The sequence below is a fragment of the Accumulibacter sp. genome, from assembly GCF_029255285.1.
Classification (GTDB): domain Bacteria; phylum Pseudomonadota; class Gammaproteobacteria; order Burkholderiales; family Rhodocyclaceae; genus Accumulibacter.
Genome location: NZ_JAPUVI010000026.1, coordinates 1 through 22,863 on the forward strand (window position 1 = coordinate 1; position 22,863 = coordinate 22,863).

27 protein-coding genes, 1 pseudogene and 1 riboswitch are annotated in these 22,863 nt (G+C 68.4%); of the genes and pseudogenes, 6 read left to right on the forward strand and 22 right to left on the reverse strand.

The features are described 5' to 3' along the window. A pseudogene (locus tag Q1M07_RS03935) lies at positions 1-475 on the reverse strand (hypothetical protein); the annotation flags it as partial. A gap of 137 nt (positions 476-612) precedes the next feature. Continuing rightward, complete coding sequence (locus Q1M07_RS03940; RefSeq protein WP_300451020.1) at positions 613-1,119, reverse strand: periplasmic heavy metal sensor; 507 nt, start codon at positions 1,117-1,119, stop codon at positions 613-615. Positions 1,120-1,295: 176 nt separating this feature from the next. Between Q1M07_RS03940 and Q1M07_RS03945 the strand changes: the two genes are divergently transcribed. After that, the gene (locus Q1M07_RS03945; RefSeq protein WP_300451023.1) at positions 1,296-2,048 is read left to right on the forward strand and encodes a response regulator; all 753 of its coding nucleotides are present in this window, start codon (positions 1,296-1,298) and stop codon (positions 2,046-2,048) included. 10 nt (positions 2,049-2,058) lie between these two features. Then, on the forward strand, positions 2,059-3,372 hold the full coding sequence (locus Q1M07_RS03950; RefSeq protein WP_300451026.1) for an ATP-binding protein: 1,314 nt from the start codon (positions 2,059-2,061) through the stop codon (positions 3,370-3,372). An 11-nt stretch (positions 3,373-3,383) separates the two neighbouring features. Here Q1M07_RS03950 and Q1M07_RS03955 read toward each other — a convergent pair whose 3' ends face one another. After that, positions 3,384-3,707 (reverse strand): DUF1330 domain-containing protein, encoded by a 324-nt coding sequence (locus Q1M07_RS03955; protein ID WP_300451029.1) that lies wholly within the window; start codon positions 3,705-3,707, stop codon positions 3,384-3,386. Position 3,708: 1 nt separating this feature from the next. Beyond that, positions 3,709-3,867: a hypothetical protein gene (locus tag Q1M07_RS03960; protein ID WP_300451032.1), complete on the reverse strand. Its 159-nt coding sequence runs from the start codon at positions 3,865-3,867 to the stop codon at positions 3,709-3,711. A 165-nt stretch (positions 3,868-4,032) separates the two neighbouring features. On the opposite strand from Q1M07_RS03960, the gene dksA reads away from it, so the two are divergent. Further along, positions 4,033-4,461 carry an RNA polymerase-binding protein DksA gene (dksA, locus tag Q1M07_RS03965; RefSeq protein WP_300451035.1) on the forward strand — a complete coding sequence of 143 codons (429 nt, stop codon included), beginning with the start codon at positions 4,033-4,035 and terminating at the stop codon, positions 4,459-4,461. 36 nt (positions 4,462-4,497) lie between these two features. Here dksA and Q1M07_RS03970 read toward each other — a convergent pair whose 3' ends face one another. Genes Q1M07_RS03970 through mtnA form a run of 3 tightly spaced genes read right to left on the reverse strand, consistent with a single transcriptional unit; the run spans position 4,498 to position 7,850 of the window. Beyond that, on the reverse strand, positions 4,498-6,108 hold the full coding sequence (locus Q1M07_RS03970) for an NAD(P)/FAD-dependent oxidoreductase (protein WP_300451039.1): 1,611 nt from the start codon (positions 6,106-6,108) through the stop codon (positions 4,498-4,500). Positions 6,109-6,130: 22 nt separating this feature from the next. Further along, positions 6,131-6,775: a class II aldolase/adducin family protein gene (locus Q1M07_RS03975; protein ID WP_300451041.1), complete on the reverse strand. Its 645-nt coding sequence runs from the start codon at positions 6,773-6,775 to the stop codon at positions 6,131-6,133. Then, a complete protein-coding gene (mtnA, locus tag Q1M07_RS03980) occupies positions 6,768-7,850 on the reverse strand; it encodes an S-methyl-5-thioribose-1-phosphate isomerase (protein ID WP_300451044.1) in 1,083 nt (360 codons plus the stop codon). Before mtnA ends, Q1M07_RS03975 begins: the two co-directional genes overlap by 8 nt. Positions 7,851-8,007: 157 nt before the next feature. Between mtnA and Q1M07_RS03985 the strand changes: the two genes are divergently transcribed. Continuing rightward, positions 8,008-8,559 (forward strand): DUF3617 family protein, encoded by a 552-nt coding sequence (locus tag Q1M07_RS03985; RefSeq protein ID WP_300451046.1) that lies wholly within the window; start codon positions 8,008-8,010, stop codon positions 8,557-8,559. Between the two features lie 152 nt (positions 8,560-8,711). Here Q1M07_RS03985 and Q1M07_RS03990 read toward each other — a convergent pair whose 3' ends face one another. Continuing rightward, positions 8,712-9,110, reverse strand: coding sequence for a GFA family protein (locus tag Q1M07_RS03990; RefSeq protein ID WP_300451049.1), 399 nt, complete (start codon positions 9,108-9,110; stop codon positions 8,712-8,714). Positions 9,111-9,563: 453 nt separating this feature from the next. Between Q1M07_RS03990 and Q1M07_RS03995 the strand changes: the two genes are divergently transcribed. Both Q1M07_RS03995 and Q1M07_RS04000 read left to right on the forward strand, forming a co-directional pair. Next, entirely contained in the window at positions 9,564-10,154 is a 591-nt protein-coding gene (locus tag Q1M07_RS03995; RefSeq protein ID WP_300451052.1) for a peroxiredoxin, read from the forward strand. A 214-nt stretch (positions 10,155-10,368) separates the two neighbouring features. Continuing rightward, positions 10,369-10,803 carry a hypothetical protein gene (locus Q1M07_RS04000; RefSeq protein WP_300451055.1) on the forward strand — a complete coding sequence of 145 codons (435 nt, stop codon included), beginning with the start codon at positions 10,369-10,371 and terminating at the stop codon, positions 10,801-10,803. A gap of 92 nt (positions 10,804-10,895) precedes the next feature. Here Q1M07_RS04000 and Q1M07_RS04005 read toward each other — a convergent pair whose 3' ends face one another. From Q1M07_RS04005 to Q1M07_RS04070, 14 genes are all read right to left on the reverse strand, one after another. Then, positions 10,896-11,099 (reverse strand): hypothetical protein, encoded by a 204-nt coding sequence (locus Q1M07_RS04005; RefSeq protein WP_300451058.1) that lies wholly within the window; start codon positions 11,097-11,099, stop codon positions 10,896-10,898. Between the two features lie 66 nt (positions 11,100-11,165). After that, positions 11,166-12,116, reverse strand: coding sequence for a precorrin-3B C(17)-methyltransferase (gene cobJ / locus Q1M07_RS04010; RefSeq protein ID WP_300451061.1), 951 nt, complete (start codon positions 12,114-12,116; stop codon positions 11,166-11,168). Beyond that, a complete protein-coding gene (locus Q1M07_RS04015; protein ID WP_300451064.1) occupies positions 12,113-12,538 on the reverse strand; it encodes a cobalamin biosynthesis protein in 426 nt (141 codons plus the stop codon). Before Q1M07_RS04015 ends, cobJ begins: the two co-directional genes overlap by 4 nt. Beyond that, complete coding sequence (locus tag Q1M07_RS04020; RefSeq protein WP_300451067.1) at positions 12,535-13,278, reverse strand: cobalamin biosynthesis central domain-containing protein; 744 nt, start codon at positions 13,276-13,278, stop codon at positions 12,535-12,537. The genes Q1M07_RS04015 and Q1M07_RS04020 overlap by 4 nt, the downstream gene beginning before the upstream one ends. Then, positions 13,275-14,057 carry a precorrin-2 C(20)-methyltransferase gene (gene cobI, locus Q1M07_RS04025; protein WP_300451069.1) on the reverse strand — a complete coding sequence of 261 codons (783 nt, stop codon included), beginning with the start codon at positions 14,055-14,057 and terminating at the stop codon, positions 13,275-13,277. Before cobI ends, Q1M07_RS04020 begins: the two co-directional genes overlap by 4 nt. Then, positions 14,054-15,343 (reverse strand): precorrin-6y C5,15-methyltransferase (decarboxylating) subunit CbiE, encoded by a 1,290-nt coding sequence (cbiE, locus tag Q1M07_RS04030; RefSeq protein WP_300451071.1) that lies wholly within the window; start codon positions 15,341-15,343, stop codon positions 14,054-14,056. The genes cobI and cbiE overlap by 4 nt, the downstream gene beginning before the upstream one ends. Continuing rightward, the gene (locus tag Q1M07_RS04035) at positions 15,330-16,499 is read right to left on the reverse strand and encodes a cobalt-precorrin-5B (C(1))-methyltransferase (RefSeq protein WP_300451073.1); all 1,170 of its coding nucleotides are present in this window, start codon (positions 16,497-16,499) and stop codon (positions 15,330-15,332) included. Before Q1M07_RS04035 ends, cbiE begins: the two co-directional genes overlap by 14 nt. Next, entirely contained in the window at positions 16,496-17,167 is a 672-nt protein-coding gene (locus Q1M07_RS04040) for a precorrin-8X methylmutase (protein WP_300451076.1), read from the reverse strand. Before Q1M07_RS04040 ends, Q1M07_RS04035 begins: the two co-directional genes overlap by 4 nt. A gap of 6 nt (positions 17,168-17,173) precedes the next feature. Further along, positions 17,174-18,094 (reverse strand): sirohydrochlorin chelatase, encoded by a 921-nt coding sequence (locus Q1M07_RS04045; RefSeq protein ID WP_300451078.1) that lies wholly within the window; start codon positions 18,092-18,094, stop codon positions 17,174-17,176. A gap of 18 nt (positions 18,095-18,112) precedes the next feature. Then, positions 18,113-18,889 (reverse strand): precorrin-4 C(11)-methyltransferase, encoded by a 777-nt coding sequence (gene cobM / locus Q1M07_RS04050; protein ID WP_300451081.1) that lies wholly within the window; start codon positions 18,887-18,889, stop codon positions 18,113-18,115. A gap of 57 nt (positions 18,890-18,946) precedes the next feature. Beyond that, positions 18,947-20,233, reverse strand: coding sequence for a cobyrinate a,c-diamide synthase (locus Q1M07_RS04055; RefSeq protein ID WP_300451093.1), 1,287 nt, complete (start codon positions 20,231-20,233; stop codon positions 18,947-18,949). 14 nt (positions 20,234-20,247) lie between these two features. After that, entirely contained in the window at positions 20,248-20,853 is a 606-nt protein-coding gene (gene cobO, locus Q1M07_RS04060) for a cob(I)yrinic acid a,c-diamide adenosyltransferase (protein WP_300451084.1), read from the reverse strand. Between the two features lie 185 nt (positions 20,854-21,038). After that, a riboswitch (cobalamin riboswitch) is annotated at positions 21,039-21,269 on the reverse strand. A 58-nt stretch (positions 21,270-21,327) separates the two neighbouring features. After that, positions 21,328-22,383 (reverse strand): type IV toxin-antitoxin system AbiEi family antitoxin, encoded by a 1,056-nt coding sequence (locus tag Q1M07_RS04065; RefSeq protein ID WP_300451087.1) that lies wholly within the window; start codon positions 22,381-22,383, stop codon positions 21,328-21,330. A 241-nt stretch (positions 22,384-22,624) separates the two neighbouring features. Beyond that, positions 22,625-22,863, reverse strand: a 239-nt coding sequence (locus tag Q1M07_RS04070; protein ID WP_300451090.1) for a DUF2502 domain-containing protein, incomplete at its 5' end; no start/stop codon positions are given.

Below are 22,863 nucleotides of genomic sequence, written 5' to 3' on the forward strand. Positions count from 1 at the left end.
GTTCGGCCTGCTGCGCCTGCTTGTGCGCGCGCTGCTGCTCGAATTCGGCCTGCTGACGGGCGCGTTCGCGTTCGAACTGCTGTGCCTGCTGCTGAGCGCGCTGCTGTTCGGCCTGCTGCGCCTGCTTGTGCGCGCGCTGCTGCTCGAATTCGGCCTGCTGACGGGCGCGTTCGCGTTCGAACTGCTGCGCCTGCTGCTGGGCACGCTGCTGTTCGGCCTGCTGCGCCTGCTTGTGCGCGCGCTGCTGCTCGAATTCGGCCTGCTGACGGGCGCGTTCGCGTTCGGGCGGTGCTTCCCTTTCCCGGGACGACAGCCAGGCCGCCTTGCCGCCAGCGGAAGGGGAGTTGAAGCAATGGGGATCCCGGCCGCCTTCCGGACAGTTCTGCGCCAGTACGATGACTTCGGGCCTGGCCGCCGGCCAGGCGCCGGTGAGCGACAGAGCGACCGCGAGTGTCCATGCCAGGCGACAGTTCATTCCGGGTTCCCGTTCCTTGATCGGAGGCCCTCTGCTCGACGATCGAGCATGCGGGCAGGAGCTTGCGCGTCCTTCTCCCGATAGAACGCGGGCCGGCAGTGCGGCGTTGACCGACCGCCGGCCGACTGTGCGGTGCCTTACTTGCGAGCCGGGCCGCCGGGGCCGAAACCGCCCCATTGCCCCATGCGCTCGAGCTTGCTCTTGAAGAAGAGGCGGGCCTTTTCCTTCTGTCCGGCGTCGAGGCTGTCGTATACCGCCAGCCAGCGGTCGCGGTTGGCTTCGCGTTGCTTCCAGCCGGCTTCGCGGAACGCGTCCATCTGTTTGGCGATGGCGCGCAAGTCGGCGCCCGGCTGGCTGACGGCGGCCAGCATTTCGTCATGGTGCCGGCGCCGCTGGTCGCGCATGTCGCTCAGCGCGCTGCGGCTGGCTTGTTCGGCTTCCTTCCACAGCGCTTCCTGCTTGGCGTCGAGCTTGAGTTCGTCGTGCAGGCGGGACATTTCCTTCATGCCGTAGGCCATGCGCTGTTCCATGCGGCCGCCGCCGGGGCCACAGCGCTCGGGGTTCATGGCGAGCGCCGGGCCGCCAACGCCGAGAGCGAGAACCAGGGCGGCGACGAGAAGGCGCGGTGAGAATCGGGTTTTCATGGCAAGACTCCTTAGGTGGACCGGGTTGGGCTGTCGATCGCGTGGCGGGCGGCCGATGGCCGTCTCCAGCGATGCCGCCATTGTCGCCCGGCCAGCCGTTGCAAACGATTTCGCACCGGCCGGAGATGTTTGCAATTTGTTTCCGCCGGCCGGCTGGGCCGCCGGGACGGCATAGAATGACAAGCCTGAACACCGGCTCCTGGACGATGAAGAAAATTCTGCTGATCGACGACGACTCCGAACTGCGTTCGCTGCTCGCCACCTATCTCGGCCGTCATGGCTACGACACGCTGCTGCTGCCCGATACGCGCCAGCTCGACACCTTCGTCGAACGCTATCAGCCGCATCTGCTGGTGCTCGATCTGATGCTGCCCGGCGAAGACGGCCTGGCGGCCTGCCGGCGGCTGCGCGCGCGCGGCGAGATGCTGCCGGTGATCATGCTCACCGCGCGCGACGAGCCGGCCGATCGGGTGATCGGGCTCGGCATGGGGGCCGACGATTATCTCGGCAAGCCTTTCGATCCACGCGAACTGGTCGCGCGCATCGAAGCGGTCCTGCGCCGCGGCGCACGGCCGGCGGCGGCGCCGGACCCGGAAGGCGGCCGGCGGCGCTTCGGCGACTGGACTTTCGATCGCGGCGCGCGCCAGTTGTCGAGAAACGGCGAAGTGGTCGCGCTGACGAGCGGCGAGTTCGCGCTGCTCAATACGCTGGTCGCCAACGCCAACCGGCCGATGAAGCGCGAGCGCCTGCTCGAACTGACGCGCGGCGAGACGACGGAATCCTTCGACCGCGCGATCGACGTCCAGATTCACCGGCTGCGCCGTCTGATCGAGGCCGACCCGGCGCACCCGCGCTATCTGCAGACGGTGTGGGGGATAGGCTACGTTTTCGTTCCCGATGCGCCGGCCGACGCCGCCGGCGAATCCTGAGGCCGGCGCCGTGCGACTCTTCCCGACCTCGCTGGCCGGCCGGACGGTGCTGCTGGTGGTGGCCGTCATCGCGGTCGCCGAATTCGCCACCCTGTCGCTGATCGGCCACTTCCGCCGCAGCTCGCACATCAATCAGATGGTGCAGTTGGTCGCCAGCCAGGTCCGCCTGCTGCAGATCGTGCTGCCCGGACTCGACGACGAAAGCCGGCGCCGGCTGAGTGCGGTCGACGCCGGCGAGCAGGGACTGCAATTGCGCCCCGACGGCGCCGACGTGCCGCCTCAGTCGCCGCGTTTTCGCTTTGCCCGCCGCCTGGCGGCCGAACTCGGCGAGCGGCTCGACGAATCGGTACTGCTCAGGCATCGCGGTCCGGGTCAGCGCAGCGGCCTGTGGATCGGCTTCGTGGCCGACGGTCAACGCTGGTGGCTGATCGTGCCGCCGCCGCGCTTCGAGCCGCAGGCGCTGCCGGCCGATCTGTGGCTCGGCCTGGCGGCGACGCTGGCCGCCGTGCTGCTCATCGCCGGCCTGTTCGTCAGGGGAATCGTCGGCCCGCTGGCCCGCCTCGGCGACGCCGTCGCGGCGGCCGGCGACGGTCTCGCGCGCCGGGTGACTCCCGAAGGACCGCGCGAGGTGCGCCGCCTGGCCGAGCGGCACAACACGATGCTCGGCCAACTGGCGGCGGCGGCGGCCGAGCGGCGCGAGATGCTGGCCGGCCTGACGCACGATCTGCGCGCGCCGCTGGCCCGCCTGCGCCTGCGCCTGGCGCTGCTCGAGAACGAGGACGAACGCGCCGGACTGGCGCGCGACATCGACGACATGGAGCGCATCGTCGGCCAGTGCCTCGCCTTCCTGCGCAGCGAGGACGGCGAGAGCGCGCCGCCAGCGCTGGCCATCGCACCCTGGCTGCGCGACGCGGTGGCGCGCCAGCGCGAACTCGGCCGGGCGGTCGGGCTGACGATAGACCAGAGCGCCGAGGGCGCCAGAGTGGCGATCGCGGCCGGCAATCTGCAGCGCCTGCTCGACAATCTGCTCGACAATGCGCGGCAGCACGGCGCGCCGCCGGTCGAAGTCGAGCTGACGCCGGCCGACGGCCAGACGATGGTGACGCTGCGCGTGCGCGACCACGGTCCGGGAATCGCCGACGCCGACCGCGCGCGCGCTCTCGAACCTTTCGCCCAGCTCGAACCGGCGCGCGCCACCGACGGCAGTTGCGGGCTGGGCCTGGCGATCGTGCGACGCATCGTGGCCGGCAGCGGCGGCGAACTGCGGCTCGACGAAGCGCCCGGCGGCGGTCTGGACGTCCGGATCCGCCTGCCGGCACGCTGAGCGGCGCCGCTCTATTCGACGGCGAACAGCGTCAGCCGCATGGCCCGCCGGCGGACGTCGAGCAGCTTGCGGTAGTCCTCGCTCGTCGCCCACTGCTGCGCGTCGTCCAGCGTCGGGAATTCGAGTTCGACGAAGGCGTCGAATGCCTCGCAGTGCAGTTCGTTCCACCAGAACGGCTGGCTCGCGCCGCGCGCCGCGACGCGGCCGCGATACTTGGCCACCGTCTCGCCGACCTGGCGGCGATACTCGTCGAAGGCGTCCCGATCGACCAGCTTGATCAGTCCGACGACTTTGACGCTCGTGGCCGCGGCCTGGCGGCTGCCAGCGGAATCCATCCTACTGGCGGCCACCGTCGCCGCCGGCGGCCGGCGGGCGGTCGGTTTCGCCGGCCGGCGGGGTCTTCGGTACGTCGCCGAGCACCCCCTTGAGCGGACAGAGCGCGAAGGCGGGACACTTGCGGCAGCCGGCGACGATGGCGATCGGGCAAAGAGTCATGGCAGTTTCTCCTCAAAAAAGGTCGACTATGGGCGCCATCGCCGGCCAGGAGTAGACGACTTCCTCGAAGAAGGCGTTTGTTCGGCTCTCCGGCTTTGCCGCCGATCGGCAATGCTATACCATTGTCGATCGGCGGTCAGATCGGAAGACGAAGGAGTGACGAACATGAACAAGCTTTCCGCAGACGGTGGCGCACAGACCGAGGCGACCTTGCTGTCGTCCCCGCCGGAGCAATACATGTGTCCCGAGCAGCTCGCCTATTTCCGCCGGCTGCTGCTCGCCGAGGAGCAGGAACTGCTCTCGGCGGTGAAGGCGACGGCGGGCCACCTGCAGGAGAGCCAGACGAGTTCGGACTGGAACGACCGGGCAAGCGCCGAGGAGGAGCACACGCTGGAGTTGCGCGTGCGCGACCGCGAACGCAAGCTGCTGCAGAAGATTCGCGAGTCGCTCAAGCGCATCGACGACGGCAGCTACGGCTGGTGCGAGGAAACCGGCGAACCGATCGGCATCGCCCGTCTGCTGGCCCGCCCGACGGCAGCCCTGTGCCTGGAAGCGCAGGAGCGACGCGAACTGAACAAGCGGCGCTTCGGCTGACGCCGGGGGCGCCCGGCGAAGAAAGGCCGGGCGGCGTCAGGCGGGCGACCGACCGAGGATGTCGCGCATCACTGCTTCACCAGCGCGGATTCCGTCGACGCCGGCCGACAGGATGCCGCCGGCGTAGCCGGCGCCTTCGCCGGCCGGGTAGAGCCCCCTCACCGAAACGCTCTGGCCATCGGCGCCGCGGCCGATGCGCAGCGGCGACGAGGTGCGCGTCTCGACGCCGGTGAGGACCGCGTCGGGCATCGCGAAGCCCTTGATCTGGCGTTCGAAGGCGGGCAGCGCTTCGCGCAGCGCGGCGATCGCGTATTCCGGCAGCGCCGTGCCGAGATCGGTCAGCCGCACGCCCGGCCGATAGGACGGCAGCACCGCCCCGAGTTGGGTCGATGGCCGGCCGGCCAGGAAGTCGCCGACCCGCTGCGCCGGCGCTTCGTAGGTACCGCCGCCGAGTTCGAAAGCGCGCGCTTCGAGTTCGCGCTGCAGCGCAATGCCGGCCAGCGGCCCCCCCGGGTAGTCGAGCGGCGAGATGCCGACCACGAGGCCCGCGTTGGCGTTGCGTTCGTTGCGCGAATACTGGCTCATGCCGTTGGTCACCACGCGCCCCACTTCCGAAGTCGCGGCGACGACGGTACCGCCGGGACACATGCAGAAGCTATACACCGAGCGGCCGTTGCGGCAGTGGTGCACGAGCTTGTAGTCGGCGGCGCCGAGCTGCGGATGGCCGGCGTAGGGCCCGAAACGGGCGCGGTCGATCAGCGATTGCGGGTGCTCGATCCGGAAGCCGATCGAGAAGGGCTTGGCGGCCATGAAAACGCCGGCCCGGTGCAGCATCTCGAAAGTGTCGCGCGCGCTGTGGCCGAGCGCCAGGATCACCTGTTCAGCCGGCAACTCTTCGCCGGAAGCGAGCTGCACGCCGCGTACCCGGCCGTGCTCGATGCGCAGCCCGCTCAGCCGTTGCTGGAAACGGACTTCGCCGCCGAGCCTTTCGATCTCGCGCCGCATCGCCTCGACCATGCCGACCAGGCGGAAGGTGCCGATGTGCGGCTTGGCGACGTACAGAATCTCCTCCGGCGCGCCGGCCTTGACGAATTCGAGCAGCACCTTGCGCCCGTAGTGCTTGGGATCCTTGATCTGGCTGTACAGCTTGCCGTCGGAGAAGGTGCCGGCGCCGCCCTCGCCGAACTGGACGTTCGATTCCGGATCGAGAATGTTGCGTCGCCACAGTCCCCAGGTATCCTGCGTCCGCTCGCGCACCGCCTTGCCGCGCTCGACGACGAGCGGCTGAAAACCGGCCTGCGCCAGGATGAGCGCGGCGAACAGGCCGGCCGGCCCGAAGCCGACGACGATCGGCCGCGTCGCCAGCGTCGCCGGCGCGCGCCCGACGAAGTGGTAGTGCATGTCGGGCGTCGGCTGCAGCCGGGGATCGCCGGCCAGGCGCCGACTGACCGCCGCTTCGTCGGGCAGTTCCACATCGACGCTGTAGATGAAGGTCGGCGCCGCCGCCCGGCGCGTGTCGTAGCTGCGCCGGAAGACGCGGAGTTGCCGGATGTCGGCCAGCGGAATCGCCAGGCGCTCGGCGACCGCCGCCGCCAGCGCATCCGGCGGATGGTCGAGCGGCAGGCGGATTTCGCTCAGGCGCAGCATGGCGGGTGGCGATCGGCCGCTTTCAATCCGGCTGTCCGTAGCCGGCGAAGCGCTCACTTACCCGAGCCATCTCGGCAGCATCGAGCAGAACCGGCCGGCCGAGCTGGCAGGCGCGCCAGTACTGCTCGCACAGCGCCTCGAGTTCGACGGCGAGAGCCAGCGCCTGCGCCAGATCGCGGCCGACGACGAGCATGCCGTGGTTGGCGAGCAAGCAGCCGCGACGATCGGTCAGCGCCGCCTGCACGGCGTCGGACAGCGCCTGCGTGCCGAAGGTCGCGTAGGCGGCGCAGCGCAGGCTGTCGCCGCCGAAGCGCGCGATCATGTAGTGGAAAGGCGGGATGTCCTGACGCAGACAGGCCAGGCTGGTGGCAAACGGCGAATGCGCGTGCACGATGGCGCCGGCGTCGGCACGCGTGGCGTAGAGGTCGCAGTGGAAGCGCCATTCGGAAGACGGCCGGCGGCAGCCTTCCGGCCGGCCGTCGAGGTGCAGGAAAACGAGGTCTTCGGCGACCAGCGCGGCGCTTTCCATTCCCGTCGGGGTGATCAGGAAGCCGGCCGCGCCGTGCGCCACGGCACGCACGCTGAGGTTGCCGGCGGTGCCCCGGTTGAGACCGGCGGCGTCCAGGCGCCGCGCGCCGGCGATCAACTGCCGGCGAAGTTCATCCATGCCGTTCCTCCGGGTAAAGCGCCAGCAAACCCTGGCCGGTCGCCGGGCAGGATCCACGTTCGGTGATCAGGGCGCTGACCAGCGCCGCCGGCGTCACGTCGAAAGCCGGGTTGGCAACCGCCTGATCGGCTGGCAACAAGCGCAGCTTTCGCCGGCGGCCGGCGGCGTCGCCGCCGTGCACGACGCGCAGTTCGTCGGCGTCGCGCTCCTCGATCGGGATCGCCGCGCCATCGGGACAGGCGAAGTCGATCGTCGAGCGCGGAGCGGCGACGTAGAACGGCACGCCCGCCGCCTGCGCCGCGAGCGCCTTGAGCCAGGTGCCGATCTTGTTGGCGACGTCGCCGTTGGCGGCGATACGGTCGGCTCCGACCAGCACGGCGTCGATGCCGCCGCGCGCGAGCAGCCAACCGGCGGCGTTGTCGGCGATCAGCGTGTGCGGCACGCCCTGCTGGCCGAGTTCCCAGGCGGTCAGCAGACCCTGGTTGCGCGGCCGGGTTTCGGAAACCCAGACGTGTACATCGATCCCCGCCGCGCACGCGGCATAGACCGGCGCCAGCGCCGTGCCGTGATCGACGGTGGCCAGCCAGCCGGCGTTGCAATGCGTCAGGATCTCAATCCGGCGGCGCAGGCCGAGACCGGCGCGCAGCACGTGCAGACCGTGCTGACCGATCCGCCGGCACTGCTCGACGTCCTCGTCGGCGATACGCGCCGCTTCCTGCCAGGCGGCCGCGGCGCGCTCGGCAAGCGACAGCGGCGCCAGAAGCGCACGCAGGCGGGCCAGCGCCCAGTGCAGATTGACCGCCGTCGGCCGCGTCGCGGCCAGCGCCTCGATGGCCGTCTGCAAAGCCACGTCGTCGGCCCGCCGGGCGAGCGCCAGGGCGACGCCATAAGCGGCGGTCACGCCGATCAGCGGCGCGCCGCGCACCTGCATGGAGCGAATCGCGTGTACCGCGTCAGCCAGATCCTTCAGTCGCCGCACCCGGCAGGCGTGCGGCAGCCGCGTCTGGTCGATGATGTCGACGGCGCCGCCGGGCACCGGCCAGATCGTTCGCGTGGGCTCGCCATTCACTTTCATCGCCGACATTCTACCAGCCGGCGGCCGGGCTGCCGGTGCGACGCCTCGCCGAAGCCCGCGCCGGCAGGCGGCGATTCTCCCCTGACGGCGCCACCATTCGGGTTTACTATTCCGCCATCGCCCTTCCACCCGCCTTCGCTTCGCCAGAGGAGAATTCATGAACCACCCAGCCAACCCCCGTGTCCCGTCTTCCCCGCTCCTTCTCGCCCTCGTCGCGGCCAGCCTCGCCGGCGCCCTGCAGGCGGCCGAATTGCCCAAGCGCAAAGCCGGCCTCTGGGAAATCAGCACACGTATGGAAGGGGTGCCGGCGATGGGCGCCATGCAGCAGTGCATCGACCAGAATACCGACGACCTGATGCAGCAACAGGCGCAGAAGGAAAGGCCGAATTGCCGCGTGATCGACGTCAAGCCGCTCGGCAACAAGGTCAGCGTCCATTCGGTGTGCAAGGTCCAGGGCAGCACGGCGACGACCGATGCGGTTTTCGTCGGTGCTTTCGACTCGGCCTACAAGGGCGACATGCACACCCGCTTCGATCCGCCGTTGCACGGCACCAGCGAAAGCAGGATGTCGCTCGATGCCCGCTGGCTCGGCCCCTGCAAACCCGGCCAGAAACCCGGCGACGTGATCATGCCCCAGGTCGGCGGAGTGAACATCAACGAAATGATGAAGGATCCCAAGTTTCAGGAGATGATGAAGCGTCAGAAGTAGCGCGCCGGGTAGACTGGCCCGTTTCGCTGTTCGCCTCCCCAGGCGTCGGCCCCGGTCTCGCGGCCTGACGGCACCCGGTCGAGAACACGCCTTCCCGCGTCCGCGGTAGCGGCAAGGTCAGCGGCCCCACCCGCGTGTGCCGCGTCCGCGGCCTAGGCGGGGAATCTTTCGAACTCGGGAAGCTCCGGCACGTGCTTCATCCAGTCGAGCCGTTCGGCGGTCTGTACCTGCACTGTCGGTGGCAGCCTCTCGGGATGGTCGAGGGTCGAAGACTGTACGTCGACAATCCCCGGCAGCACGGCGGGATTGCGATAGAACAGGCCACTCCCGCAGTCGGCGCAGAAGCTGCGCAGCGCCGTACCTGACGAATTGATCGTCTTCGGCTGCCCTTTCGTCAGCGTCAATGCGGATTCGGGAAACATCGCCCAGGCCACCATCGGCGCGCCGGCACTTCGTCGGCAATCGCGGCAATGACACAAGGCGACGACCTTGGGTTCTCCCGAGAGTTGATAGCGAATCGCACCGCACAAGCACTGCCCAGCGTAAGTCATGACGGATACTCCTTGGTAAGTGAGCGATTGAACGCCCTGCGCAGGACGGGGCTCAAAGCCTGAAGTCCACCTTGCCGCGCCGCCTGGCGAAAAGCTCGCGAGGCCGGACGCGTTGTGCCACGATGGCAGCACCTCTGCGGATTGTAGGCATCCGCCAGCCCGGGTCAACACGGCCGCGCAGCCGACGGATCGACGCGGCGAGTCTTGCGTCGCGCCCGATGTGGCTTGCCCGACGACACGGACGGTTTTCGTCAACCCTGTGCCAGCGCGTCCTAACCCTGCCGGCGGCGGCTTGACGCAGACCGGCGGACGCCTACAATCCCCACCAGTACCGCCGTCGAGTCGCTTCCGCCCGACGACGCTTGCTTGCCGGCGGTGGCAGAGCTTGGACTCCGCGCGCTCGGCGCGGCGGAGAAGCGCTATTCGTTGGAAGTCTCACATGAACGAGGTTTCATGAGCGCGAACTTTTTTCAACTTCCCGCCAACCTTCCGGCTCCGGTCGACGATGGAAGCGCCGCACATCTCGAAGGTTCGTTTCTCCCGGACGTCACGCTCGACAGCACGGATGGCCTTCGGGTCAGTCTGGCCGGCTTGAGCGGTCGTTGGGTAATTTATGTTTATCCAATGACGGGACGTCCGGACACCCCGCTGCCAGACGGGTGGGACGAAATACCTGGTGCCCGGGGTTGCACACCGCAGTCATGTCGCTTTCGCGACCACTATGCGGAACTCGAAGCCTTACACACCGGCGTAGTCGGGTTGAGTACGCAGGCCACCGAGTATCAACGCGAAGCCAGAGACCGGCTGCATCTGCCCTTCCAGCTGCTGAGTGACAGCGCTTTGCAGCTCAAGAAAACGATGCGACTCCCCACGTTTTCGGTCGCCGGGCGGGATCTGTTCAAGCGGCTGACCCTCATCACGCACCACGGACGGATAGAGAAAGTCTTCTATCCCGTATTCCCACCGGATAAGAATGCCGATGAAGTCTTGGTTTGGTTAAGGGAAAACGTCCGGACCGACCGTCAGGCCGACGCTGCGCAATAGAGCTGCTCCGCAGGCCTCGATCGTATTCGCTTGCAGCGTTCCGCATTTTCGACGTCGAATCGCATTCGACTATCGCGACGAAACGGCGCCGCACCCTTCTTTTCCAGGTCAGCGACTTCGAATGCACCCGCTATTGCAGTCCCTCTCGGGGGGTGATCGGCGCTCGGTCGGAACGTCCAATCGTGCGGTTCTGGCCGTTCTTGAAGAACCCGACTTGATCCACGTTCTGTTCCAGGGGTTCGAAACCTCTGACCCTGTCCTGCACATGCGCTGCGCGGACGCCATCGAGAAAATCACAGCCCAGCGCCCCGAGCTTCTGCGGCCCTTCAAAGAGCAGATATTGCACCACCTCTCGCAGTTCGACCAGCCGGAGGTTCGCTGGCATGTCGCTCCGATGCTCTCTCGCCTGCCGCTCTCGGAGGCCGAAGAAAGCGCCGTGGTAAGCTTGCTGCTCAGTTACACCGACGACCGCAGCCGGATCGTGAAAACCCTGGCCATGCAAGCGTTGGCCGATATCGCGCTGCGCAATCGTCGTTTGCTGCCCGCGATCAAGCCGCACATCGAAGAACTCACGGCGATCGGCACTCCCGCCATGAAGGCCCGCGGCAAAAAGCTTCTCGAATCCCTGGCCAAGGATGGTCAGAGCTAATCCGTTGGCGCAGGGAGCGCAGCGCGCCCCCAACCCAGCACGTCAGCCATCGCCCGGACGGTCAAATGAAAGTGACCCGCAGGGGCGACCTCCTAGAAAACCCACTTGGTTGCCAAGAGCCGTAGCATCGCCAGCATGGTCGGTACGGCGCCAAGCAGTGCCAGAGAAATTCTTCTCGGCGCCATGAGCAGCGCCATCAGAATAAGAGTTGCCGACACCGCGGCAGCCGCATAGAACGAAAACCCGAGAACGAACGGATCGATCAGTGCCGCCGCCGTCAAGAGAACGGCCGACACCAGCGCCCAGCCAAGATACGGCCATGAAGCGGATAGGATCTCACGCGCCTTCAACGTAGCCACAGCTCATGGCAGCCGCGCCGCCTCGATTTCGCTCACCGGAAGATCGAAGAACTCGGCGATCGCCGCCGCGCACTCGCCGCGTGCCAAGCGCTCGCGCACGTCGGCCTTCCAGCCATCCAGCCCGAGACTCAGCGAGCGTCCGGCCCGCTCGCCGGCCACCGTTTCGCCACCCAGCTCGGCGTACTTGTTGGCGTAGCCGCGCGGCGTGATCATCAGCCCTTCCCCGACGAAGGTGCTGCTGTTGCCGATCAGCACGGTGGTCAGCATGCCGATCTCGCAGTCGGCCATCTGTGCGAGCGTCGTGAGCTGGATGGCCTGTTTCTTCCGGAAGGCCGATTTGACGATCGCCACCGGGGTGTCGGGCGAACGGTGTGCGAGCAGGATGCGCTGCGCTTCGACGATCTGCCCGGTGCGGCGGCCGCTGCGCGGGTTGTAGAGCGCGACGACGAAATCAGCGCGCGCCGCGGCGACCAGCCGGCGGGCGATGACCGGCCAGGGCGTCAGCAGATCGGAGAGCGAAATCGAGCAGAAATCGTGCGTCAATGGAGCACCGACCAGCGCCGCGCAGGCCGACAGCGCCGTCGCACCGGGCACCACTTCGACGGAGATATCCGAACCGGGGCGCCAGCCGGATTGCAGCAGGACTTCGTAGGTCGGACCAGCCATGCCGTAGACACCGATGTCGCCCGACGAAATCACGGCGACGGTCTTGCCCTGGCGTGCGTGCTCCCAGGCCTCGTTGCAGCGGTCGAGTTCCTCGGTCATTCCCTTGCGGATCACTTCCTTGCCTGCCAGAAGGTCTTGCACCAGCTTGATGTAGGTCGCGTAGCCGATGACCACGTCGGCTTCGGCGATCGCGGCGCGAGCCCGATAGCTCATGTGTTCCTGAGCGCCGGGGCCGAAGCCCACGAGGAGGATCCTGCCTGTTTTCTGAGGGGTATCGGGGGCGTTCATTGGGCGATCCGTGCAATGGAGACAGTGGCGTTACGGCCGTCGGAGCCTTGCGCCTTGTGTTTTTCGATCAGCAACGCGCGGCGGCCGACGCCCGCGGCAAGCAGCGCCGCGGCTTCGGAGACCGACGGCGTGCCGGTATATTTGCGCACCGTTTCCGAGGGATGGGGTACGTCGACGGCGGCCAGTTCCACCGCCGGGTAGAAACGGAGTTGCCAGCCGTGGCTGGCGGCGAGCTGCAGCAGACCGGCCTCATCGGTTTTGAGGTCGATCGTCGCCACGGCGCGCACGTCGGCCAGGCAGCCGCCGCAAGCGGCCAGCGCCTCGTCGATGGCGCGGGCAATCGTCGCCGCCGGCGTTCCCCGGTCGCAGCCGAGGCCGAGCGCGAGCGGCTCCCGGCTGGCAGTCGCCGGCGTGTCGCTCATGCCTTGGCGTCCGGCCGGTAAATGATTCGCTTGCCCGCCAGGCGCGCCGCGTAAGCGGCCGGCAGCTCGCGCCGGCTGATCCAGAGAACGGCCGCGAAGCGCTCAGGATCGATTTCCTCCAGCCGGCTGTAGCAATGCAGATTGGCCGGCAAGGGAAGGCAGCGGCCGTTGGCATGGCGCGTCCACCAGTCGGCGCTGCCGGCTTCCTGGACCAAGGCCACGGGTTCGTCGTTGACCACCGCCGCGCTGACCCGCACGATTTCGGCATGCGTCGCTTCGAAGGTCCAGCCGAGTTCGCGGCCCAACAGGTCGACGGCCAGCGTCTGCCGGGCATCGGAAGCCGTCGTCAACACCGGCGTCGCGCCGAGCGCCGTGGCCAGGTGACCGGCCAGCGCGTTGGCCCCGCCGAGATGGCCGGAGAGGACGGGGATGGCAAACTGGCCGGCCTCGTCGATCACCACCACCGCCGGATCGATCTCCTTGCCGCGCAGATGCGGCGCGATCAGGCGGACGACGGCGCCCAGCGAAACGATGGCGACGAGGCCGTCGAAAGCGGCGAACAGCGCCGGCACCTGGTCGCCGACCTTGCCGGCGTAGCCATGCGCGGCGCCGGGCGCCGCGGCGGCCGCCTCGGCGGCGAATTTCTCGGGGGCGAACAACTGCGTGCCGGGCAGTGCGGCGACGATCCTGCCGGCCAGGGCGACGCCATGGCGGGTGATGGCGACGACGGCCAGCTTCATGCGCCGGCCGCCACCAGGGCTTCCTTGCGCGAGCGGCAGCCGCGGCGCAACTCGCCGCGCGCGCGCTTCGGGTTCTGGACCAGCATCAGCGACAGGTAGTTGGCCTTCTCGCCTCGCAGGCTCGCCAGGTCGCGCACGACGCGCTCGTCGGGCGCGCCGACCTTTTCGACGAAACAGGTGGTGGCGAGCAAGTCGCGGCGCTCGAGCAGTTCGATGATCTCGTCGACCAAGGGCTTGACCTTGAGCAGCACGACGGTATCGAACTCGTCGAGCAGGTGGTCGATGACGCCGACGCCGTAGGCCGCGGGAATCACGGCCAGCGTCTCGTCCTCCTCGGCCAGCGTGATGCCGGTGCTGGCGGCGGCGGCGGCGAAGGAGCTGACGCCGGGAATCGTTTCCACCTCGACGGCCGGCACCAGTTCGCGCACCACACGCGCCAGATGGCCGAAGGTCGAAAAGGTCGAGGCGTCGCCTTCGACGAGAAAGACGAGGTCGCGGCCGGTGGCCAGCAGGTCGACCGTATGGGCCGCGGCACGCGCCCAGGCCCGGCCCAGAATCTCCGCATCGCGCGTCATCGGAAAGATGAGTTGCTCGGCGTCGTGCGGCACGGCGAGCCCGCCACGCGCCACGATAGCCAGCGCATAGGAAGCCTCTTCGGCCTTCTTCACCGGATACAGCCAGCGCGCGCCGGACTGCAGGGCCGTCCAGGCGCGCCGGGTGATCAGTTCAGGGTCGCCGGGGCCGAGCGAGGCGCCGATCAGTTTTCCGTAACGGGTCATTCCTCTTCCTTTCTTGCGGTGACGATCCACACCGGGTTCTGCGCGACGAGCCGGTGCAGGTCGAGAATCGGCTGGCTGCGGCTGGCCTGGAGCTGAACGATGTCCCAGGCGGCGTCGCTGGCGGCCAGCGCGTCGAGGGCGCCGGCCAGGTTTTCCAGCGTCACGAGGTTGATCACCAGGCGGCCGCCGGCTTTCAGACGTCCGATGACCAGGCGGATCAGTTCGCCGAGTTCGCCGCCGGAACCGCCGATGAAGACGGCGTCCGGATCGGGCCAGGTGTCGAGCTGGGCCGGCGCCTTGCCGACCACCAGGGTGTAGTTGCCGACACGCCAGCGCTGCGCGTTGGCGCGCGCGTTGGCGGCGTCGGCCGCGTTCTTCTCGATCGCCCAGACATGGCCCAGCGGCGCCAGCCGCGCCGCTTCCAGCCCGACCGACCCGGAGCCGGCACCGATGTCCCAGACGATCGCGTCGGCCGCCAGACGCAAACGCGCCAGCGAGACGGCGCGTACTTCCTGCTTGGTGATCAGCCCCCTGTCCGGCGTACGCTGCTCGAACTCTCCGTCGTCGAGACCGAAAACCGGCTGACCGCAGCCGCCCAGGCGTTCGACGAGAACGACGTTGGGCAGCGGAAACTCGCGCCCGGCGGCGTCGGCCGCGCGCAAATCCGGGAAAAGCTGCTCGTCAGGCAGCAGCAGGCGGCAGGCGACCGACAGCCTGACCTCGTCGTCACCGTAGCCGGCGGCGATCAGGGCGCGCGCCAGTCGCGCCGGGTTGTTGTCGGGGCCGGTGAATACCGCCACCAGCGGCTGCAAGGCGATGGCCCGCATCACCGGATACAGTCCGTGCGCCGGGGTGGCACCGATGAACCACTCGCCGGCGTCGGCCGCGTGGCACGAGGCGATGCGCAGCGTCTGCCAGGATTTGCCGAAACGGGCACAGGCCAGTTGCACGGTCGACGGCGCCGGCATGATGTCGACCGACGCCAGGCCGAGCTTGCCGGTCAGCCAGGAGGCGATGCCGTGGCACAGCGGGTCGCCGGTCGCCAGTACGGCGACGGCACGCCCCGCCGATCGGGCAGCGGCGATCCATTCCGGCAGCCGGCCGAGAGCGCCATCCATGTTTTGCGTCACGCTGCCGGCTGCCAGATGCGGACGCACCAGGTCGAGCGTGCGACCGGCGCCGATCACCAGGTCGGCCGCCGCCAGGCGGCGACGGGCACGATCGGACAGGCCGGCCCAGCCGTCGTCGAGGATGCCGATCAGCGTGCAGGCGTCAGGCCGCGACAAGGGCTTCGTCCTCGTCGACGCGGACGATGAAACGTCCTTCGAAGTCGCACACCAGGATGGTCAAGCGGTACGGTCCGGGGTAACGGGCGCGCAGGCTGCGCATGGCGCGCTGCGCGAGCTGGCGGTGAAAGGCCTCGGTGAGGCCCAGGACGGTCAGGCGCTCGGCCGCGAAGCGCGCGGTTTCGGCGGCCCGGATCGACGCCACGAGGTCGGCCGGCGCGCCGACCGCGAGCGCCGATTCGGCGAGCAGATCGCGGTCGATCTCGGCCTTCCAGGCATGCGTCACGGCCAGCCCCTGCCCCATCTTGGTCAGTTTGCCGACCATCGCGCCGACATAGATGTGCGCCATCGCGCGCTTCACGGCGCTCTGGAAAGCGGCCTTGACGAAATCGCCCATCTGCACGAAGCAGACCTCGTCGAGTTCCGGCAACTGGCGCATGGCGAACTTCTCGGTCCGCCCGCCGGTCGTGAAGACGATGCGGCTCTGCCCTTGAGCGGCGGCGACGTCGACCGCCTGGACGACGCTGGCGCGAAACGAGGCCGTCGAATAGGGGCGCACGATGCCGGTCGTGCCGAGGATGGAAATTCCGCCCAGAATGCCGAGCCGGGCATTCAGCGTCTTTTTCGCCATGTCCTCGCCACCAGGAACCGAAATCGTCACCGCCAGGCCGTCGTGCCGCAGCAGTTCGCCGGCCACGGCGCGCACGTTGTCGCGGATGTTGCGCTGCGGCACCGGATTGATCGCCGGCCCGCCGACGGCGAGGCCGAGCCCCTCGCGGGTGACCGTGCCGACCCCCGCTCCGCCAAGCAGCTCGATTTCGCCGGCGCGCCGCGGCAGAAGCCGGACGTCGGCCGTCAGATGGGCACCATGCGTGGCGTCCGGATCGTCGCCCGCATCCTTGACGATCACGGCGTGCGCAGTGGGCCCGGCAGCGCTCAGGTCGACGCGGCCGTCGAGCACCGCGAAGCTCGCCTGCTGCCCGTTCGGCAGTAGACAGACGACATTGCCGGGCACTTCGCCGGTGAGCAGTCCCAGGGTCGCCGCGCGCGCCGCCGCCGCCGAACAGGCGCCGGTCGTGAAGCCCGTGCGGTTGCCCCGCTGGCGCCGGGTGTCGGACTTGCGGACCTTGCCCGGCGCGTGCCCCGGCTCGCTCATGCGGCGCGCCGGCTTTCGGCGAAGGAAAGCAGCGCGTGAATCGCCGCGACGACCAGCGTCGACCCCCCCTTGCGGCCGCGGATGGCGATCCAGGGCACCTCGTCGACGGTCATCAGCAAATCCTTCGCTTCGGCCGCCGAAACGAAGCCGACCGGCATGCCGATGACCAGTGCCGGGCGGACGCCTTCTTCGCGGATCAGGCGCACGACCTCGATCAGCGCCGTCGGCGCATTGCCGATGCCGACGATCGCGCCGTCGAGCTGGCCTTCCCGCTGCGCCTTGCGCATCGCCTGCACGGCGCGCGTCGTTCCCTCGGCCTGCGCCCGTTCGATGACGTCGGGGTCGGAGATGTAATGCCTCGGGTGCAGGCCGAAATGCCGCAGGCGCGGGACCGACAGCCCGCTGCAGATCATCTCGACGTCGGCCACGATCGGCGTCGCGCCGGCCAGAACGGCCGCCAGGCCGGCGGCCATCGCTTGCCGGTGGAAGACCGTCAGGCCGTTGAATTCGAAGTCGGCGTTGGCGTGGATCATGCGGCGCACGAGCGGCCATTGCTCGGGTGTGTAGTCGTGCGACCCGACCTCGGCGTCGATGATGGCAAAGGAGCCCTGCTCGATGGCTCGACCGGCGGCGGTCAATTGTTCGGTAACCTGGGGATTGGCAATCATGGCGGTTCAGATATGGGCGTAAGGGTGGTCGTGGGAATGCGTCGGCTCGTGGCCATCGCTATCGTGCGCGTGGCCGCCGGCGAAGGTGATCGTGTGGCTGTGGTCGTGCAGATGCTCGCTCTCGGCCGCCGCGCGATACTTGCAGCCGTCGCATTCGAGCAAACCGCCCTCCGGTCCTTCGCGGCCGGCGACCTTGGCATCCAGCAGATCGAAAATCGCCTTGTCGAAGCCGAAATAGTTGCCCAGGGCGAAAGAGACCTGCGGGTAGCTTCGCCGCAGCCGCTCGACCTGCGCCTTGATGCGCTCGATCAGGACGCCGTTGAACAGGTAAACCGGGACGATGGCGAGCTGCGTCATGCCGAGGCGAACCTGGCGCTGCACGACGGTTTCCAGGCGAGGCCAGGTGACACCGGTGAAGGCCAGGTCGACGAGTTCGTGGTCGTTGGCCTCGAACAGCCAGCGCGCGACCTTGGCCAGCTCGCCGTTGGCGCCGGCGTCCGACGATCCGCGGCCGAGCAGGACGACGCCGGTGGTCTGCGGGTCGGGCATGGCCAGCGCTTTCATCAGGCGTTCGAGCTGGCTCTGCAGGATGGCGAAGATCTCTCGCCCCATGCCGAGATGGCGCGTGCAATGGAAACTCACTTGCGGATGCCGGGCACGCGCAATCTCCATCGCCGCCGGCAGTTCCATCTTGACGTGGCCGGCGGCGTTGAGGATGAAGGGAATGACCAGCACCTGGCGGGCGCCACGCGCGGCGCGTTCGAGTCCTTCGGCCAGCAGGACGTTGGCGTGTTCGATGAAACACAGTTCGATCCGCCAGTCCGGGTGGCGTTGGCGCCACTGTTCGGCGAAACGTTCGACTTCGGCATTGCCGTCGGGATGGCGCGAGCCGTGCGCGGCGAGCAGGAAGGTGGTCGAGTCATTCATGTGCGTTTTCCATGGTTCTTACTCCGAGGCGCGCCGGAAACGGTGCGTGAACGTGGCGTCGTAGAGTTTCGACTTCTTCAGATCCGGCCACCGGCGCGCGCCGAGCGCCGGGCTGGCGATGATCATCGCCTGGCTGCCGATCTTTTCCGCCCGGCACTTGTCGCGGATGTCGGCCAAGGTCCCGCGCACGATCCTTTCCTCGCCCGGCCAGCTCGCTTTGTGTACCACCAGCATCGGCGCGTCGTCGCGCCAGCCGGCGGCGCGCAGCGCGCCGACCACGCGCGCCAGCAGGGTGATAGAGAGGTAAATGCAGAGCGTGCAATGGTGGCGCGCCAGATCCTCGAGCGATTCACCGTCGGGCATCGGCGTACGGCCTTCGGCACGCGTCAGGATCACAGTCTGCGTCACTTCCGGCAGGGTCAAGCTCTCCACCGCCGCCGCTGCCGAAGCCATCGCCGAGCTGACGCCGGCAACGACGCCCAGTTCGACGCCGGCCGCATCGAGCGGCTGCGCCATCTCGATCAGCGCGCCGTAGAGCGACGGGTCGCCGGTCTGCAGGCGCAGCACGACTTCGTTGGCCTGCGCACGGGCAATCAGCCAGGCGACGATCTCGTCCAGCGTCATGTCCTTAGAATCGGCGATCTCGCAGCCGGCTGGCGCCCAGCGCATCGCGGCGGCCGAAACCAGCGAGCCGGCGAACAGGATCGCCCCGGCGCGCGCGATCAGGTCGCGTCCCCTGACCGTGATCAGGTCGGGGTCGCCCGGACCGGCGCCGACGAACCACACCTTGCCCATGCTTAGAGCGCCTGCCAGCGGCAATTCGACGGGGAGCGAAACGACATGAAAATTTCCTCAGGAGGAGAAACGGCACGGCGTCGGTGCAAAGAGCCGCGCCACCGCTTCCGGATTGGACGGAAAATACAGATGCAGATAGGAGGCGTGCAGGCGGCCGTCGCGATAGACCGCTTCGCCACGCCGCCCGGCACGTGCGCCGACGCTGACGGCGATCGGTGCGCACCGGCAGTCGAGCCGCGAGTAGTGAAAGGTATGGCCGCGCAGCGACCCTTCGGGCAACTCGACGCCATGCAGTCCGAGGTTGGCCAGCCGCGCCTGCATCGTCGCCTGCCCGGGCAGCAGGCCGACCATCGCGTGCCGTCGGCCGCCGACGTCGGCCAGCCATTCGAGCAGGTAAAGCAGCCCGCCGCACTCGGCGACGATCGGCTTGCCGGCAGCGTGACAGGCACGCAGCGCGGCCTTCATCCCGGCATTCGCGGCCAGCCGGTCGAGGTGCAGTTCCGGATAGCCTCCCGGCAGGTAGAGCGCATCGCTCTCGGGCAGGGCTTGATCGACGAGCGGCGAAAAAAAAGTCAGCTCGGCACCCATGTCGCGCAGCAGATCCAGGTTGGCGCGATAGAGGAAGGCAAACGCCGCATCGCGCGCCACGCCGATGCGTACACCGGCCAGCCAGCGCGGCGGCGGCGCCGCAACCGGCGGCGCAAAGGCGACACTTGGCGGCATGATCCGGTCGGCGCCATGGAGCGCCGCCGCAGCACGCGCCAGGCGAGCCTCGAGGTCTTTGACCTCGGCTGCCTGCACCAGGCCGAGGTGACGCTCGGGCAGCGCGATGTCGTCCTCGCGCGCCAGCCAGCCGAACGAGGGGATGCTTGGCGGCAGGCTCTCGGCGAGCATTTCGTAGTGCCGCTGGCCGGCCACCCGGTTCGCGAAAACGCCGGCGAAGGGCAGTCCCGGCCGGTAGGTCGCCAGCCCCAGCGCGAGGGCGCCGAAGGTTTGTGCCATGGCGCCGCCGTCGATCACGGCGAGCACCGGGATGCCGAACAGCTGCGCCAGATCGGCGCTCGAACGGTCGCCGTCGAACAGTCCCATGACACCTTCGACGAGGATCAGGTCGGCCTCGCCCGCCGCATCGTAGAGCAGCGCGCGGCAGTGTTCCTCGCCGCCCATCCACAGGTCGAGCTGATAGACCGGCGAGCCGGCGGCGCGCTCGAGGATCATCGGATCGAGGAAATCGGGGCCGCTCTTGAAAACGCGAACGCGGCGTCCCTGCCGGCGATGATGGCAGGCCAACGCAGCGGTGACGGTCGTCTTCCCCTGACCGGAGGCGGGTGCCGAAACGAACATCGCGGGCACCGATCTCACAGGTCGATCCCTTTCTGGGCCCGCACACCGGCCCGAAACGCGTGCTTGACGTCGCGCAGTTCGCTCACCGTATCGGCGGCCTCGCACAGGGCCTCCGGTGCGCCGCGGCCGGTGATCACGACATGCTGCATCGGCGGACGGACCGCCAGGTCGGCCAGCACCGTCGGCAGATCGAGCCAGCCGCGCTTCAGCACGTAGGTCAGTTCGTCGACCACGACCAGTCCGAGCGAGTCATCGCGCAGCATGTCGCGCACCACCGCCCAGCCGCGTTGCGCGGTTTCCGCATCGCGCGCCAGATCCTGCGTCTCCCAGCTGAAGCCCTCGCCGAGGACGCGCCAGACGACCTCCGGCTGGCGGCCGAGGAAGGCTTCTTCACCGGTATCCGAGCGTCCCTTGACGAACTGCGCGACGCCTACCCGCAGGCCGTGGCCCAGGGCGCGCGCGACCATGCCGAAAGCCGAGCTGGATTTACCCTTGCCATTGCCGGTCAGCACGAGCAGCACGCCCCGGTCCTGGTCGGCACGAGCAATCGCCGCGTCGACCACCGCCTTCTTGCGTTGCATGCGAAGGCGGTGCTTTTGCGCGCTCTCGGCCGAGTTCATGCCGGCCGCCGCGCGGCCGCCAGCCGAAAAAAAAAGGAATCCGCCAGGACTGCCACTGTTCACCTCCCCGCACACCCGCGCAAGTTCGAGTTTGATGACCGCACGGCAGCAGGCGGAGTGAACGGAGAAATGAGGAAAACCCCAGGAGGAAGACCCCAGACCGCCGACCCATCGCCCGCCGCGATGCCGAATCGCCTGTCTCAGGCCGGTCTCCGGGCTCACGAGCGAGAAAGATTCCCTGAATCTGCGCCTTCCCATGCGACCGCACAGTGGCCTACGGCAGATCCTTGCTCTCGTTTACCGTTGCGGGGGCAGCGCCGGAATGGTCAGGACCCGAAGAACAGGCCTGGCGCACCGGCTTCCCATTTCATCCCTCGGGTGGACACCGTCGGGACGCCTGAAACAGCGGAGACTTTTACTCTCCCGGAGGCAGCGCTGTCAAGCTCGCCGCGGTAAAGAACGCAGCGCGGGCTATCAGATGGCCGGAAAACGGGCGGCCAGCCGGCTGTCGTAGATCGCCTGCGCCACCGCGAAGCAACGCGCACTGCCGGTGGCCAACAGATCGGCGTAGATCAACGCCGGCGGCACGACCCGGGACGGCCCCGGTGAGCGCAAGGTCGCCCCCCAGAACGGCTTGCGCAGTTCGACCAGATGCTCGTAAGCGAGCGGGCCAGCCAGTTCCAGGTGTTCCCGGGCGATCAGCCGGGCGGGCAGTCTGTCGCCATAGACGGTCAGCATGCCGGGCTGGAAATCGTCGTCGAGCAGCGCCGCCGCCGGCTCGCCGCCCCAGCGCGCATGCTCCGGGTTGAGCGGCCATTCGCGCCAGCCGTCGAAGCCTTGCGCCAGATAACGGCCGGTCAGAGTCTTGCCGCGCAAAGCGAGCGCATAGGCCTGCGCCCATTCGTCGAGCAGCCGCTTGCTGGCATTGAGATGGCGCCGCCGGGCGGCGACGACGAGCGATCCGTCCTGCTGGAGATCGGCCACCACCGCCGGCAGCGCGCCGAGTGCGACATCGGCCGCCGCGGCAATCATCCGGTACGGCGCGGCGACCAGTTCGGGATCACAGAAGAAAGCGAAAAGCACCTTCAGCCGGGTAGTCGGAAACGCCTTGCTGGCGCGCAGCGCAAGCTGTCTTTGCTGCCGCTTGCGTCCCGTCACGTAGACCAGCAAAGCGCCGCTTTCGAGATAGGCGTTGCCGGCCGCATCGGCAAACTGTTGCTCGTGCCGGCGCAGTCGATCGGCCAGTTGCGGTGTCACATGGTCGGTGACCAGCAAGGCCGCCGCCTGGCCAGCGTCGGCCGGCGGCTTCAGTTGCGTCACCACGGCGCCAAGACTCTCCAGCGTCACGCGACGCTTGACTTCCGCCGTGTAGTCGATGCGCTTGCGGTCCTTGCTCACGCGCAGCCAGGTCGTGGCCCGCCCGCCGCCCGCCTCGGCCGGCAGCAGACTGTCGACGGTAACCGTCAGGCCATGCCCACGCAAGGCTTGGGCGGCGCGGTGAACAAGGCTCGTATCGTCTTGCTGGAACATTGCCGGGCCCTCCTGGACGGCGCTGAACAGAGCCACATTATGAACGCCGACCGCTGCCGGTTCAAGGCATTTGCGGGTTCTTCACTCGGCGCCGGGCACGCGGTCTTTCAACGAGAAAGGACAGGAGATCCAACGCCACTTCGGTAAACGTTCCAGCCTCCGACAGGCCCTGGCGGAGCCGCCACCGTCACGACGCCGACGGCCGCCTCCTCGCCGTCGGCCGGCCAACGCTGGCGCGGGTTCAGCAGTTGCCTTTCTTCGCCTGACCCGGCGGGCAATGCGGCGCGGCGGACCTGGCCTTGTCGTGGCCATGGTGCTTCTCCCAATAGACCGGGTCGCGCCAGGTCTTGCCGTCCCAGTAGTAGCCCCGCTTGTCGCGCTGGCCGACGTTGATCGTCGTGCCGCCACTCTGGATCTTGAGTTGGTCGATGTTGATCTGCACATCGCCGGCCTGTACCGAAGCGGCAAAGCTGATCAGGA

Excerpts from the sequence above, each read along its gene's own strand:
- Q1M07_RS03940 (WP_300451020.1), bottom strand. The coding sequence starts at position 1,119 with ATGAAAACCCGATTCTCACCGCGCCTTCTCGTCGCCGCCCTGGTTCTC.
- Q1M07_RS03945 (WP_300451023.1), top strand. The coding sequence starts at position 1,296 with ATGACAAGCCTGAACACCGGCTCCTGGACGATGAAGAAAATTCTGCTG.
- Q1M07_RS03955 (WP_300451029.1), bottom strand. The coding sequence starts at position 3,707 with ATGGATTCCGCTGGCAGCCGCCAGGCCGCGGCCACGAGCGTCAAAGTC.
- Q1M07_RS03960 (WP_300451032.1), bottom strand. The coding sequence starts at position 3,867 with ATGACTCTTTGCCCGATCGCCATCGTCGCCGGCTGCCGCAAGTGTCCC.
- dksA (WP_300451035.1), top strand. The coding sequence starts at position 4,033 with ATGAACAAGCTTTCCGCAGACGGTGGCGCACAGACCGAGGCGACCTTG.
- Q1M07_RS03970 (WP_300451039.1), bottom strand. The coding sequence starts at position 6,108 with ATGCTGCGCCTGAGCGAAATCCGCCTGCCGCTCGACCATCCGCCGGAT.
- Q1M07_RS03975 (WP_300451041.1), bottom strand. The coding sequence starts at position 6,775 with ATGGATGAACTTCGCCGGCAGTTGATCGCCGGCGCGCGGCGCCTGGAC.
- mtnA (WP_300451044.1), bottom strand. The coding sequence starts at position 7,850 with ATGAAAGTGAATGGCGAGCCCACGCGAACGATCTGGCCGGTGCCCGGC.
- Q1M07_RS03985 (WP_300451046.1), top strand. The coding sequence starts at position 8,008 with ATGAACCACCCAGCCAACCCCCGTGTCCCGTCTTCCCCGCTCCTTCTC.
- Q1M07_RS03990 (WP_300451049.1), bottom strand. The coding sequence starts at position 9,110 with ATGACTTACGCTGGGCAGTGCTTGTGCGGTGCGATTCGCTATCAACTC.
- Q1M07_RS03995 (WP_300451052.1), top strand. The coding sequence starts at position 9,564 with ATGAGCGCGAACTTTTTTCAACTTCCCGCCAACCTTCCGGCTCCGGTC.
- cobJ (WP_300451061.1), bottom strand. The coding sequence starts at position 12,116 with ATGAACGCCCCCGATACCCCTCAGAAAACAGGCAGGATCCTCCTCGTG.
- Q1M07_RS04015 (WP_300451064.1), bottom strand. The coding sequence starts at position 12,538 with ATGAGCGACACGCCGGCGACTGCCAGCCGGGAGCCGCTCGCGCTCGGC.
- Q1M07_RS04020 (WP_300451067.1), bottom strand. The coding sequence starts at position 13,278 with ATGAAGCTGGCCGTCGTCGCCATCACCCGCCATGGCGTCGCCCTGGCC.
- cobI (WP_300451069.1), bottom strand. The coding sequence starts at position 14,057 with ATGACCCGTTACGGAAAACTGATCGGCGCCTCGCTCGGCCCCGGCGAC.
- Q1M07_RS04035 (WP_300451073.1), bottom strand. The coding sequence starts at position 16,499 with ATGAGCGAGCCGGGGCACGCGCCGGGCAAGGTCCGCAAGTCCGACACC.
- Q1M07_RS04040 (WP_300451076.1), bottom strand. The coding sequence starts at position 17,167 with ATGATTGCCAATCCCCAGGTTACCGAACAATTGACCGCCGCCGGTCGA.
- Q1M07_RS04045 (WP_300451078.1), bottom strand. The coding sequence starts at position 18,094 with ATGAATGACTCGACCACCTTCCTGCTCGCCGCGCACGGCTCGCGCCAT.
- cobM (WP_300451081.1), bottom strand. The coding sequence starts at position 18,889 with ATGGGCAAGGTGTGGTTCGTCGGCGCCGGTCCGGGCGACCCCGACCTG.
- Q1M07_RS04055 (WP_300451093.1), bottom strand. The coding sequence starts at position 20,233 with ATGTTCGTTTCGGCACCCGCCTCCGGTCAGGGGAAGACGACCGTCACC.
- cobO (WP_300451084.1), bottom strand. The coding sequence starts at position 20,853 with ATGAACTCGGCCGAGAGCGCGCAAAAGCACCGCCTTCGCATGCAACGC.
- Q1M07_RS04065 (WP_300451087.1), bottom strand. The coding sequence starts at position 22,383 with ATGTTCCAGCAAGACGATACGAGCCTTGTTCACCGCGCCGCCCAAGCC.